The following is a 13,305-nucleotide window of genomic DNA, read 5'->3' as shown; positions in this document are numbered from 1 at the left end:
GAGGAGGTCACTCGTCATGAGCACCACCGCCCGCCCGGCTCCGGTCGTTCGGCTCGTCCCTCGTTCCGGGGCGGTCGTCGTCGCGCCGGTCACCTACACCGTTCGGGAGGTCGCCAAGTTGCTGGGCATCTCGCTCGGCAGCACGTACGCCCTCGTGCGCGCCGGCACCATCCCCGCAACCCGCCTCGGGGGCCGCTGGCTGATTCCCCGTACCCGGTTCCATGCTTGGCTGGACGGCGTCACCGAGCGACCCGCCGCCACCGGCACCGAGCACGGTCGGGGGCGTTGATGGGCTTCGTCCGCAAGACTCCGGCCGGCACCTTCCGCGCCTGCTGGCGTGACCCCGCCGGCCAGCAGAAGTCGAAGAGTTTCCGCACGAAGCGGGAGGCCAGTGCCTACCTGGTGGAGATGGAAGGCAGCCTCAATCGGGGCACCTACGTCAACCCGCACGCCGGCCGTACCCGCGTCGGTGACTTCGCTCAGCAGTGGCTCGCCACCCGCTCGGTCGAAGCGCGCACCACGGAACGGACCGTGTCCCTGCTCCGGGCTCATGTCTTGCCCAAGTGGGGTGACTGGCCGCTCGGGAAGGTCGACTTCATGTCGGTGCAGGAGTGGGTGACCGGGCTCGGACGCGACCTCGCTCCCGCCACGGTGGGCAAGTGCTACCAACTGCTGTCGATGATCCTGCGAACCGCTGTGCAGGCGCGGCTGATCGCGGTCAACCCCGCCGAGGGCGTCAAGCTGCCCCGGGACCGGACGCGGGAGGTCAAGCCGATCACGATCAGCCGGGAGAACTTCTTCGGCAAGCTGCTGCCGGCCGTCCCATCCCGTCACCGGGCCATCGTCTGCACCGCCGCCGGGGCCGGGCTCCGCTGGGGCGAGTGCGCCGGGCTCACCTGGTCGTCAGTCGACCTCGACCGGGCATCGCTGCGCGTCGTCCAGGTCGCCGAGGAGACGCACGGCGGGATCGTGCTGCGCCCGTACCCGAAGAGTCGCGCCGGAGTGCGGACCGTGCCGCTGCCCGGCTTCCTCGTCGACGCGCTGCGTCAGTTGCACACCGCCGCCGACAACCCGGACCCGCGCACGCTGGTCTTCCGGGACCGGGTCGGCCGACCGTTGCGCCGGTCGAACTTCCGCCGTCGCGTCTGGCTGCCCTCGCTGGTCCGCGCCGGCCTGCTCGGTCAGGTCGTCGACACCGGCCCGCATCGGTACCGGGCCGTCTGGCCCGACCGGGAAGGCATCGAGTGGTCGGCCGAATTCACCACCGAGAGGGAAGCCGTTGCCTACGTTGCGGCCAAAGCTGCTGGCGGGATGCGGTTCCACGATCTGCGGCACGCCTACGCCACCTGGCTGGTCACCGACGGCGTGCCGATCAACCTCGTGCAGCGGGTCATGGGCCACGAGCAGGCGTCGACCACGCTCAACCGCTACACCCACACTCCGGACGACTACGCCGCCCGGGTCCTGGCGGCCTTCGACGGCCCTGCTGCCTCTCTGCTGCCTCCGACGGGAGAAACCGCGCCGGACGAGGCTGATGACGAGATCGGAGACGACCTGTGAACTGGGGCGGAGCGTTCCCACGGGAAAGGGACGACCCCCGTCGGGGGGAGACGGGGGTCGTCGAGGTTCGGCTCCGGGGGGGTCGAGCCGAACCCGCTCAGCGGTTACGGGGGGTGCAACCGCCGAGAGTCTGCCGGTTGTACGAGATGTGAATACTCGTCCTGCCAACAAGTCTGCCTGAGCGGACCTGTGTACGTCGAGTGGTGTAGCCTCCACTCCCCGCAGATTCCTTTTCGCAGAGTGTGAGTGCAGTCACTCTTCGCAGGCAGCGGGGAGGCCGACCCGCAGGTCCGCACGGTCCTTGGCCCCCGGGCATCCGCCGACGATAGACCATCGGGCTAGACTTTCGCGCCGTGGGCCGAAGTGCCGCTTTCTTCGATCTGGACAAGACCGTCATCGCCAAGTCGAGCGCCCTGGCGTTCGGTCGGCCGTTCTACCGGGACGGGCTGATCACCCGGCGTGACGTGGTCAAGTCGGCGTACGCGCAGCTGATGTTCCGGCTGGGCGGCACCGACGAGCAGACCATGGCCAGAACCAGGGACTATCTCGCCACCCTGTGCAAGGGCTGGCAGGTGGAGCAGGTCCGCCAGATCGTCGCGGAGACACTGCACGAGCTGATCAACCCCTACGTGTACGCCGAGGCCGCCGCCCTCATCGAGGAGCACCAGGCGGCCGGGCGGGACGTCGTGCTGGTCTCCGCCTCCGGCGAGGAGATGGTCCGCCCGATCGGTGCGCTGCTCGGGGTCACCGACGTGATCGCCACCCGGATGGGTGTGGTGGACGGGCGGTACAGCGGCGAGGTCGAGTTCTACGCGGCCGGTCCGAGCAAGGTCGAGGCGGTCGGCGAGCTGGCCGAGGTGCGCGGGTACGACCTGGCCGATTCGTACGCCTACTCCGACTCGTACACGGATCGGCCGTTGTTGGAGTGCGTGGGTCATCCGAGCGTGGTCAACCCGGACCGGCAGCTACGCAAGCTCGCGGTGGAGAACGCCTGGCCGGTGCTGGAGTTCCGGCACCCGATCCCGCTGGGTCGGCGGCTGCGGGAGCGGCCGGGCGTCCCGGTCGCCGCAGCCGCGCTCGGCGTGGGCGTGGGGGTGGCGATCGGCATCGCCTGGTACGGGCGGCACCGCCGGACCCGCGCCGGCAGCTCGGCCTGATCCCCGCCCGCCATCCTCGTCAAGCAGCCGCCAGGACCTCGTCGCCGATGGCGGTGAGCTGGTCGGCGCCCACCTCGACGGCGGACATGTAGTGGCGCAGCCACGATCGGAGCCCGTCGGGTGTCCCGGTGGCGAAGGCTCCGGCCGCTCCGACGTACTCCGGCTCGCGTTCCCGGTGCCCGACGTCGACCGGCAGCAGGCCACGCGGGTCGGCGCCGCTGGCGAGCAGCACCAGGCGGGCCGCGCCCCGGGCCACGACGCCGGAGGGGCCGGCGAACGGGCGCAGGTTCAGCAGTTCCCCGTGCACCACGGCGGCGAGCACCAGCGGGGTGACCTGGGTGCCGCCGGCCACCAGCCCGGCCAGGGCGTCGAGGCGGGCGGCCACCACCGGGTCGTCGACCGGGCGGCCCAGGTCGGGCTGGTCGACGATGTCGCGGGCGGCGAGTACGTGCAGCTTCGCGAGGACCTGCCGGGGCGCTCGGGGCCAGAGGTCGATCAGCCCGGGCAGTGCACCGGCGACGCGCAGGGCGCCCTGGAGGACCGGTTCGGTGACGGTGCCGGCGCGTACCACCTCACGGTCGTGCGGCCGGCCTTCCAGGCCGGCGCTGGCCACCGCGGACCGCAGGCCGACCTCGGCCACGACCTGGCCGCCGTGCCGGCGTAACGCGCGGTGGCCGAGCGCCTGGTCGAAGCGGGCGCGGGCGCGGGCGACGGCGTCGGCGACGTCGGCGAGGTCGAGCAGCGGCGCGAGCGGGTCGGCAGTCACCCTGTCACGCTATCGACCCGGCGATCCGCGTCGAGCACGAGTCGGCGGCGGCGGGGTTGCCGCAGGTGCGTCGATGCTGTGCCGCAGGTGTTAGGAAGGGACCCTTCCTATGCACGAGGCGTTAATAAGGTGCCCTTCCTTACATCTCGGCGCGTGGGGAAGGCCGTTGGGCGACTAGGGCGGACGAGATCGGTCGCCTGGCGCGTCCACCCCGGCTAACCTGCCCGGGAGAGAGGCAGGTCACCCCGAGCGACGAGGAGTCACCGCATGAGCGAGGCATTGGCCAATCTGTTGAACGAGACGCGCCAGTTCCCGCCGCCGGCCGAACTCGCCGCCGCCGCCAACGTCACCGCGGACGCGTACGTCGAGGCCGAGAACGACCGGCTGGCCTTCTGGGAGCGCCAGGCCGGGCGGCTGACCTGGGCGAAGCAGTGGGACCAGGTGCTGGACTGGTCGAATCCGCCGTTCGCCAAGTGGTTCGTCGGCGGGCAGCTCAACGTGGCGTACAACTGTCTGGACCGGCACGTCGAGGCGGGCCGGGGCGACAAGGTGGCGATCCACTGGGAGGGCGAGCCGGGCGACACCCGGACCATCACCTACGCCGACCTGCACCGGATGACGTGCCAGGCGGCGAACGCCCTCACCGACCTCGGGGTGGTCGCCGGTGACCGGGTGGCGATCTATCTGCCGATGATCCCGGAGGCGGCGGTCGCGATGCTGGCCTGCGCCCGGATCGGCGCGACGCACAGCGTGGTCTTCGGTGGCTTCTCCGCCGAGTCGCTGACCAACCGGATCCAGGACGCCACCGCCAAGGTGGTGATCACCGCGGACGGCGGGTACCGCCGGGGCAAGCCGTCGGCGCTCAAGCCGACCGTGGACGACGCGGTGGCGAACTGCCCGTCGGTGGAGCACGTGCTGGTGGTACGCCGGACCGGCGAGCAGGTCGGCTGGTCGGAGCGGGACCACTGGTGGCACGAGACGGTGGAGCAGGCGTCGACCGAGCACGCCGCGCAGCCGTTCGACGCCGAGCACCCGCTGTTCATCCTCTACACCAGCGGCACCACGGCCCGCCCGAAGGGCATCCTGCACACCACCGGCGGATACCTGACCCAGACCTCGTACACCTCGCACGCGGTCTTCGACCTGAAGCCGGAGAGCGACGTCTACTGGTGCACGGCGGACATCGGCTGGGTGACCGGCCACTCCTACATCGTGTACGGTCCGCTCTCCAACGGCGTCAGCCAGGTCATGTACGAGGGCACCCCGGACACCCCGCACAAGGGCCGCTTCTGGGAGATCGTCGACAGGTACGGCGTGACGATCCTCTACACGGCACCCACGCTGATCCGCACCATGATGAAGTGGGGCGACGAGATCCCCGCCGAGTACAGCCTCTCCACGCTCCGGCTGCTCGGCAGCGTCGGTGAGCCGATCAACCCCGAGGCCTGGATGTGGTACAGGCAGCATGTCGGACGGGGTGAACTGCCCATCGTGGACACCTGGTGGCAGACCGAGACCGGCGCCATGATGATCTCGCCGCTGCCCGGGGTGACCGCCGCGAAGCCGGGTTCGGCGATGACGCCGCTGCCGGGCGTCATCGCCGACGTGGTGGACGACCAGGGCCAGTCGGTGCCGAACGGCGGCGGCGGGTACCTGGTGCTGCGCGAGCCGTGGCCGTCGATGCTGCGCACCATCTGGGGCGACGACAACCGGTTCATCGAGACGTACTGGTCCCGCTTCGGCGCCGGGGTGAGCGGCAACGCCGACGACCCGTGGGTCTACTTCGCCGGTGACGGGGCGAAGCGGGACGACGACGGGCACCTCTGGCTGCTCGGCCGGGTGGACGACGTCATGCTGGTCTCCGGGCACAACATCTCCACCACCGAGGTCGAGTCGGCGCTGGTGTCGCACCCGTCGGTGGCGGAGGCGGCGGTGGTCGGCGCCACCGACCCGACGACCGGGCAGGCGATCGTGGCGTTCGCGATCCCGCGCGGCAGCATCGACACCGCCGGTGACGCCGGTGAGAAGCTCATCGCCGACCTGCGCAACCACGTGGCGAAGACGCTCGGCCCGATCGCCAAGCCGCGACAGATCATGTTGGTGCCGGAGTTGCCGAAGACCCGCTCCGGCAAGATCATGCGTCGGTTGCTGCGGGACGTGGCGGAGAACCGGTCGCTGGGCGACGTCACCACGTTGCAGGATTCGTCGGTGATGGACCTGATCGCCTCCGGCATGGGCGGGGGCAAGTCCGACGAGGACTGACGGATAGGCGTACCACTCGACGGGTGGCGGTCCGACGCGGACCGCCACCCGTCGATGTCTGTCCGGACCTGCGCGGACGTCGGGTGGTCGCCGCCGAGGGCTGTGACAGTGAAAACGCCTGCCAACAACTCGGTGCCACAAAATCGACGCACACCCCTTCCCCTTTGGCCCCACGAGTGCCTATGTTCACCAGTGGCCCCATCCGTAGGGGCCTATTTCACCGGTCCACAACCCCCGACGGGCCGGTTCCCTCAATCCGGAGGTACCACGTGCGGAAAGTCGCAGTGGGTCTGCTCGGGCTCTCGCTGACCGCGACAGGATTGACGGTCGGCGCTTCCGCCGCCGCCGCGCCTGCCACGGCGCCGGCGTCCGCCCAGTCGATCGCGGAGCCCGCCCACGCCGAACACGACCTGCCGAACCCGCTGGAGGACAAGCGTCGCGCCCTGCGTGAGCAGGGTCTGAGCGAGGTTCTCTCGGGCCGGGCCGAGGCGGAGCGGATCAACGGCAGCACGGTGGTCAAGGTCGGCGAGCGGGCCACCAAGGGTGGCAAGGCCGGCCGTAACGCCAAGACCACCAAGGGCGGCAAGGGCCCGACCGAGAAGCAGTACGTCGAACTGTCGCGGGAGAAGACCGACCGGATCTTCGTGATCCTCGCCGAGTTCGGCAACGAGCGGCACCCGGACTACCCCGACCAGGACACCGACCCCGACACCCCCGGCCCGGCGCGGTTCGACGGACCAGGGCACAACGAGATCCCGGAGCCGGACCGCCGGGTGGACAACTCCACCGTCTGGCAGCCGGACTACGACGCCGACCACTTCCGGAAGCTCTACTTCGGCACCGGCCCCGGCGACGAGTCGGTGAAGCAGTACTACGAGGCCCAGTCCTCCGGGCGCTACAGCGTCGACGGTGTGGTCACCGACTGGGTGAAGGTCAACTACAACCAGGCCCGGTACGGACGTTCCAGCGGCTACCCGTGCGACGGGATCGTCTGCAACAACGTCTGGGCGCTGGTGCGCGACGCCGCCAACAAGTGGGTCGCCGACCAGAAGGCGGCCGGACGGACCGACGAGGAGATCGCCGCCGACGTGCGGGCGATGGACCAGTGGGACCGGTACGACTACGACGGCGACGGCGACTTCAACGAGCCGGACGGCTACATCGACCACTTCCAGATCGTGCACGCCGGTGGCGACATGGCCGACGGTGACCCGATCTACGGCGAGGACGCGATCTGGAGCCACCGCTGGTACGCGTACGCCTCCGACCAGGGACGCACCGGCCCGCCGAACTTCCCGGCCGGCGGCACCCAGATCGGCGACACCGGGATCTGGATCGGTGACTACACGATCCAGCCGGAGAACGGGGGTCGCAGCGTCTTCTACCACGAGTACGCCCACGACCTCGGCCTGCCGGACGACTACAACGTCATCAGCGGCGGCGACAACAACAACGAGCACTGGACCCTGATGGCCCAGAGCCGCCTCGGCGCCAAGAACGACGGCGGCATCGGCGAGCGCGGCGGTGACCTCGGTGCGTGGAACAAGCTCCAGCTCGGCTGGCTCGACTACGAGGTGATCGTGGCCGGGCAGAAGCGCACGCTGGTGCTCGGTCCACAGGAGTACAACACCAAGGAGGCCCAGGCCGCCGTGGTGGTGCTGCCCGAGCGGGAGTACACGTTCGAGAACGGGGCGCCGTTCGAGGGCGACAAGCAGTTCTTCTCCGGCAACGCAGACGACCTGAACAGCACCCTGACCAGGACGTTCGACCTGAGTGGGGCGTCGTCGGCAAGCGTCTCGCTGAAGGGCCGCTACAGCATCGAGGCGGACTACGACTACCTGTTCTTCGAGACCTCGACCGACGGCGGGCAGACCTGGACGCCGCAGCCCGGCACCGCGGACGGTCGGCCGTTCAAGGAGATCTCCCCCGGCCGGTACGCGCTGGACGGCAGCACCGACGGCGAGTGGGTGGACGTGCAGGTCCCGCTGGACTCGGTGGCCGGCAACACCGTCGGGTTCCGGCTGCGCTACCAGACGGACGGGGCGGTCGCCGAGGGCGGGTTCTTCGGTGACGCGATCACCCTGACCGCCGACGGGCAGACGGTCCTCGTCGATGGTGCCGAGGACGGTGCCACCGGCTGGACGCTGGCCGGCGGGTTCGAGGTGGTCGAGGAGACGTACACCCGCAGCTTCCCGAACTACTACATCGCCGGGACCCGGCAGTACATCTCGTACGACAAGTACCTCAAGACCGGTCCGTACTTCTTCGGGTACGCCAACACCAAGCCGGACTTCGTGGACCACTACGCGTACCAGGAGGGACTGCTGATCTCGTACTGGAACACCCGGTGGTCGGACAACGACACGTTCGCACACCCGGGCGAGGGCCGGAACCTGATCATCGACTCCCGCCCCCGGCCGATCTACAACCTGACGGGTCAGCCCTGGCGGGCCCGGATCCAGGTCTACGACGCGCCGTTCAGCCTCAAGAAGGCCGACTCGTTCACGCTGCACCTCAACAGCCAGCCCCAGTACATCCGGGGTCAGGCCGCGCAGCCGCTGTTCGACGACACCAAGCAGTACTGGTTCCCGGAGCTGCCCAACCACGGCGTCAAGCTCCCGGCCACCGGCACCAAGATCAAGGTGATGGAGCAGGACGGCATCTACACCAAGGTCCGGTTCTCCTGAGCCGCCGACCTGACACGACGACGCCCCGGGCAGGCCATCTGCCCGGGGCGTCGCCCCTGCCGGGCCGGTGGTCCGGTCGGCCCACCGGGGCCGACGGCGGCGAGGTCATAGGCTGTCGGTCATGACCGAGCAGCGTGGCGATGCCATCGACGAATCCTGCGTCCTCACCGAGGGACCGTGGACGCACCGGTTCGTCGGCGCCAACGGCAGCCGGTTCCACGTCGTGGAGGCGGGCACCGGTCCGATGGTGCTCTTCCTGCACGGCTTCCCCGAGCACTGGTGGGCCTGGCAGCAGATGCTGCCGGCGGTCGCCGACGCCGGGTTCCGCGCCGTCGCCGTCGACCTGCGCGGCTACGGCGCCAGCGACAAACCACCCCGGGGGTACGACGGCTACACCCTCGCCGCCGACGTGGCCGGCCTGATCCGCGCGCTGGGTGAACGGTCGGCGACCGTGGTCGGTGCCGGTGCCGGCGGCATGATCGCCTGGACGGTGGCCTCGTTCCATCCCAACCTGGTCCGCCGGCTGGTGGTGCTCGGCGCACCGCACCCGCTGCGGCTGCGCGCCGGGATCTTCGCCGACCCACGGGGCCAGTTCGCCGCCTCCACACCCGCGCTGAGGTTCCAGATGCCCCGCTACGAGCACGTCCTCACCCGGGACGACGCGCGGGCGGTGGAGGAGATCCTGCGCCGCTGGGGCGGACCCCGCTGGGTGAGCGGCCCGGAGTTCGCCGGGTACGCCCACCGTTACCGGGAGGCGATGCGGATTCCGCAGGCCGCGTTCTGCGCGCTGGAGGGCTACCGCTGGGCGTTCCGGTCGGTGCTGCGGCTGCACGGATACCGGTTCGTCAAGCTGATGCAGCGCCCCCTGGTCACCCCCACCCTGCAACTGCACGGCGCGCTGGACGTGGCCTCTTTGCCGCGTACCGCCCAGGGGTCGGGGCGTTATGTCAGCGCGGCGTACGAGTGGCGGCTGCTGGACGACGTCGGGCACTTCCCGCACCTGGAGACGCCGGAGCTGGTGCTCGGCGAGGTCCTGCGCTGGACGAAGTCCTGACCGGTGCTCAGATCCGCTGTTCGCGGACGTCGGTGACCTCACCGACCGGCGCCCAGCCCTGGTAGACACCGAAGTCGAAGGCTTCCAGCCGCATCGCCTGGGCGACCGGCCACCGACCACCGGTGTACTCGACCCGCAGCCACCCGTCGTGCACGGCGAGCACGATGAACGGCTGCCCCTGCCAGGTGCAGGTCGTCCGGACGTACGCCAGTTCCTCGACCTCCGAGGCCGGGACGACCCGGACGTGGCGGCCGACGCGGACCTCCTCGAAGCCGTCGGCCGCCTCCGGCCGGTAGAGCCGGATCTCGCCGCCGTCCGGGCTGGCCTGGTACTCCCGGCCACGCCAGCGGGCCACGTAGCCGTCGCGCATCACCGCTCACCGACCTGTCGCCAGGCGAGCGTGTCGGTGTCGAGCACGGCGACCAGACGTTCGGTGCCGTCCGCGCCGATCCGCAGCAGCTGGGCGCCGTGCGGCAGCCGGACGCTGTCCACCTTGAACTCGGCCACCACGTCGGAACTCTCGCCGGGGGCGAAACCGTTGCCCCGGAACGGCGGACGCTCGATGACCCAGCCCTCCATCGCCCGCATGGCGGCCTCGTTCTGCCCGCCGTACGGGATCCGGTAGAGGCTCGGCCGGTACGCCGGCCACCGCAGCACGTAGATCTGCTCGGCGTCGGCGGCGAAGGGCGACTCGGGATGGTCGAGGCCGAGCGCGCCGTGCAACTTCGCCGGGGTGTCGAGATGGGCCAGCTCGCCGGCCCGGTGGACGAAGCCGGAGACCCGGTCGTAGCCACGCTCCAGGTAGTAGCCGAGCTGGCTGGGTGCGATCGCCTTCTGCATCACGATCGGCCGCACCGGGTCGACGACCGGTGCGGCCTCCCGTGGGCCTTTGGACGAGACGGTCGGCTCGGCCGACGACTCGGTCTCCCGCTCCGGGTCGTCACCGAGCCCCAGCTCGGCGGCCCAGTTGGCCAGCCCGACGATCTGCTCGCCGGGCAGCTTGGCGCCGACCGGCGTACCGGGATTCACCGCGAACGACCACGACGTGTCCGGCCAGCAGCGGATCAGCTGGACGAAGCGGACCTGGAGCGTCTCGGCGGCGGCCGGATCGGTGTGGTCGCTCAGCCGCTGCGGCGAGGTGTACGCCACCACGAAGGTCTGGCCGTCCAGTTGCACGGTGGGCCAGACGAAGCCCGGGTCGCCCGGTCGGGTACCCGTGACGGAGTCGGCCGCCACCGGCATCAGGACCCGGGCCAGCAGCAGCGTGGAGAGGAACGTGTCGGTGCTGCCCGCCTCCGCCGCCTCCAGCAGGTTCACCTCGACGTCGTTGGCCGGCGTGAACTCGGCACCGGCCGCCGGCGGCGTGGCGACGGATGCCGCGTCCGGGGTGGTCGCGGCGGGACTCTGCACCGTCGGCTCGGACCCGTCGCCCGACTCGGAGACCTCGGCCCGAGCGACCGTCGGCGAGGCCGGAGGCGTGATCAGCTCGGTCTCGATGGCCGACTCCGGGATCGTCCCCCGGAGCGGCACGGTCTGTTGCTCGGACCCGACCAGCGGAACGTCGGCAGTCGCCTCGACCGGCGGCACCTCGGCGGTCGGTTCGGAACCCGCCGGCACCAGATCGGCGGTCGGCTCGGACCCGGCGGACGGGACCTCGACGGTCGGCTCGGCGTCGGTCAACGGCACTTCGGCGGTCGGCTCGGCCTCGACCGACGGCACGTCGGCGGTCGGCTCGGATCCGATCGTCGGGATCCATCCGGTCGGATCCGCCACCGTCGGCACCCATGTGGTCGGATCGGCCTCCACCAGCGGAACCGAGGCGGTCGGCGCCGCCTGCGGGACCGGGACACGCACCGTCGGCTCCGCCTCGGCAGACGGCACCTCGACGGTCGGTTCGGCCCCTACCGTCGGCACCCAGGCCGTCGTCTCCGGCTCCACCGTCGGGACCCAGGCCGTCGTCTCCGGCGCGGTGGACGGAACCCGGGCGGTGGGCTCGTCAGACGGCACCTGAACGGTCGGCTCGGCCTCGACCGTCGGCACCCAGGCCGTCGTCTCCGGCTCCACCGTCGGGACCCAGGCCGTCGTCTCGGGCTCGACGGTCCGGACCGGCGCGGTCGGCTCGGCCCCGACCGTGGGCACCCATGTCGTCGGTTCGGCCTCCACCAGCGGGACCTGCGCAGTCGGTTCCGCCTGCACCGACGGAACCTGCACTGTCGGCTCAGCCTCGGAGACCGGGACCCGCACTGTCGGCTCGGCCTCCGACACGGGGACCCGCATGGTGGGGTCGGCCTCGACCGGCGGGACACGCACTGTCGGTTCGGCGCCGGCGAAGGTGGCGAACCCCTGCGGCCGGGATGGGGCGTCGTCGACCGAGCTGAGGTCGCGCGCCTCGATGATGGTGCCCTCGATGACGATCGGGGTGAAGCCACGGCGGGTCGCGGGCGGGCCGGAGACCGGTTCCGCGGCCGACAACTCCTCCGTGGGCTCCGCCGGCCCGCGAGGGGGCAACGCCTCGGTGGGGTCGCCGCTGTCGGCGAGACCACCCGGTGCCGTCCAACCGTTCGGCGGGGAGACCCGCAGTGGCCGGGTCGGCTCCTGCGTCGCACCGCCGGGTGACGGCAATTGCTGGGTCGGCTCGCCACCGGACTCGGGGCGGGCACCCGACTCGGTGCCGGTGAAGTCGAAGGCGCGGGTCTTCCCCTCGGCGGACGGATCAGCGGCCGTCCCGCGCCGGGGGAACGGCTGCCCGCCACGGGCAGCCAGCCGGGACGGCGGGGTCGCCCGGTCGGTCAGCCGGTCGGCGCGCTGGCCGGTACGGGAGTTCGACGGCTCGAAGAAGGACCGCCTGGGCGTCTGGCCGCTGCCGGTGTCGGCGGGCCGGCCGTTGGTGGGCGGGCCGCTGCTGGGCGGGCCGTTGCCGGCCGGGCCTGCGCGTTCCGGGGTACCCGGCCAGCCGGGACCGGCGACCGTCGGTTCCTCGCCGGGTGTCGGCATCGGCCGACTCGGCGGCGCGCCGACCGGACCCTCCACCCGGCCACCGCCGACGGCGCTGAGCCGGCTCCCGAGAGTCTCCTGACGGGGCACGGAATCCTGGACGGGTGCGCCCCGACCGAGGTCAGGTCGACCCGGCGATCCACCGCCGGGCTGCTGCTGGTGCGGACCGGCCACCGTGCCGGGCGCCGCCACCGGTGACTCGGGCAACTGGAAGGCCGCCGGGGCCACCGGCTGCGGCGAGGAGGGTGCCGGACGATCGGGACCGACGCCGGGTGACCGTGCGGTGCCGGTCGCAGGGGGCGGGGTGCCGTGCGACGCTCGCCCCTCGCGCGAGCGGTTCAGCGCCTCCACCCGTTCCAACCGGGCCCGGGCGCCGACCGTGCGCCCGGGCAGCCGGACGTCGCCACGGGACAACTGGGAGACGAACCAGGCGGGCAGGTAGCCCTCGATCGGCAGGCCGGGATTGACCGCCAGCCACCACTCGTGGTTCGGCCAGCCGGCGGCCAGTTCGGCGTACCCGGAGCGTCGGCTCGGCCCGGCGTGGTCACCGAGACAGGACCGCATCGCCTCGGCGGAGGTGAACGCCAACACGTGCGTGCGGCCACCGGTCGTCCAGGTGCCCCAGCCCGCCGGCACCTGGCCCGGGACGGGCTGGGCGGAGATCGGCAACAGCAGCTCGACCCGGGACAGGATGCGGAAGTACAACTGCTGGTCGTTGCCGCGTAGCGCGTCCCGCATCGCCGCCTCGGCCTCGGTGGCCGGCGCCCAGTCGGTCACGGCCACCCCTCCTCCCGGGCACAGCCATAGGTATCGCCTACAACCTAC

At 71.5% G+C, this 13,305-nt stretch carries 9 protein-coding genes; 6 read left to right on the top strand and 3 right to left on the bottom strand.

Annotated elements, in window-relative coordinates:
* The first annotated feature begins 16 nt into the window (after positions 1-16).
* From HUT12_RS02610 to HUT12_RS02600, 3 genes are all read left to right on the top strand, one after another.
* The gene (locus HUT12_RS02610) at positions 17-289 is read left to right on the top strand and encodes a helix-turn-helix domain-containing protein (RefSeq protein ID WP_111244776.1); all 273 of its coding nucleotides are present in this window, start codon (positions 17-19) and stop codon (positions 287-289) included.
* Complete coding sequence (locus HUT12_RS02605) at positions 289-1,560, top strand: site-specific integrase (protein WP_254877019.1); 1,272 nt, start codon at positions 289-291, stop codon at positions 1,558-1,560. Before HUT12_RS02610 ends, HUT12_RS02605 begins: the two co-directional genes overlap by 1 nt.
* A gap of 353 nt (positions 1,561-1,913) precedes the next feature.
* Entirely contained in the window at positions 1,914-2,717 is an 804-nt protein-coding gene (locus HUT12_RS02600) for an HAD family phosphatase (RefSeq protein WP_176092357.1), read from the top strand.
* Between the two features lie 19 nt (positions 2,718-2,736).
* On the opposite strand, the gene HUT12_RS02595 is transcribed toward HUT12_RS02600, so the two are convergent.
* Positions 2,737-3,483: an oxidoreductase gene (locus HUT12_RS02595; protein WP_176092356.1), complete on the bottom strand. Its 747-nt coding sequence runs from the start codon at positions 3,481-3,483 to the stop codon at positions 2,737-2,739.
* Between the two features lie 267 nt (positions 3,484-3,750).
* Here HUT12_RS02595 and acs point away from each other — a divergent pair, with 267 nt between their 5' ends.
* The 3 genes from acs to HUT12_RS02580 all read left to right on the top strand — a co-directional run bounded on the left by acs (position 3,751) and on the right by HUT12_RS02580 (position 9,486).
* Positions 3,751-5,745: an acetate--CoA ligase gene (gene acs / locus HUT12_RS02590; protein ID WP_176092355.1), complete on the top strand. Its 1,995-nt coding sequence runs from the start codon at positions 3,751-3,753 to the stop codon at positions 5,743-5,745.
* 284 nt (positions 5,746-6,029) lie between these two features.
* Positions 6,030-8,432 carry an immune inhibitor A domain-containing protein gene (locus tag HUT12_RS02585; RefSeq protein WP_131053506.1) on the top strand — a complete coding sequence of 801 codons (2,403 nt, stop codon included), beginning with the start codon at positions 6,030-6,032 and terminating at the stop codon, positions 8,430-8,432.
* Positions 8,433-8,553: 121 nt separating this feature from the next.
* Complete coding sequence (locus tag HUT12_RS02580; protein WP_176092354.1) at positions 8,554-9,486, top strand: alpha/beta fold hydrolase; 933 nt, start codon at positions 8,554-8,556, stop codon at positions 9,484-9,486.
* A 7-nt stretch (positions 9,487-9,493) separates the two neighbouring features.
* Here HUT12_RS02580 and HUT12_RS02575 read toward each other — a convergent pair whose 3' ends face one another.
* The gene (locus HUT12_RS02575) at positions 9,494-9,859 is read right to left on the bottom strand and encodes a hypothetical protein (protein WP_176092353.1); all 366 of its coding nucleotides are present in this window, start codon (positions 9,857-9,859) and stop codon (positions 9,494-9,496) included.
* Positions 9,856-13,257, bottom strand: a complete 3,402-nt coding sequence (locus HUT12_RS02570; RefSeq protein WP_254876698.1) for an SseB family protein — start codon at positions 13,255-13,257, stop codon at positions 9,856-9,858. The genes HUT12_RS02575 and HUT12_RS02570 overlap by 4 nt, the downstream gene beginning before the upstream one ends.
* Positions 13,258-13,305 lie beyond the last annotated feature (48 nt).

It is taken from the genome of Verrucosispora sp. NA02020 (assembly GCF_013364215.1).
Taxonomy (GTDB): Bacteria; Actinomycetota; Actinomycetes; order Mycobacteriales; family Micromonosporaceae; genus Micromonospora.
The sequence above is the reverse complement of the archived record's forward strand: the minus strand, read 5'-3'. Positions and strand labels throughout refer to the sequence as shown.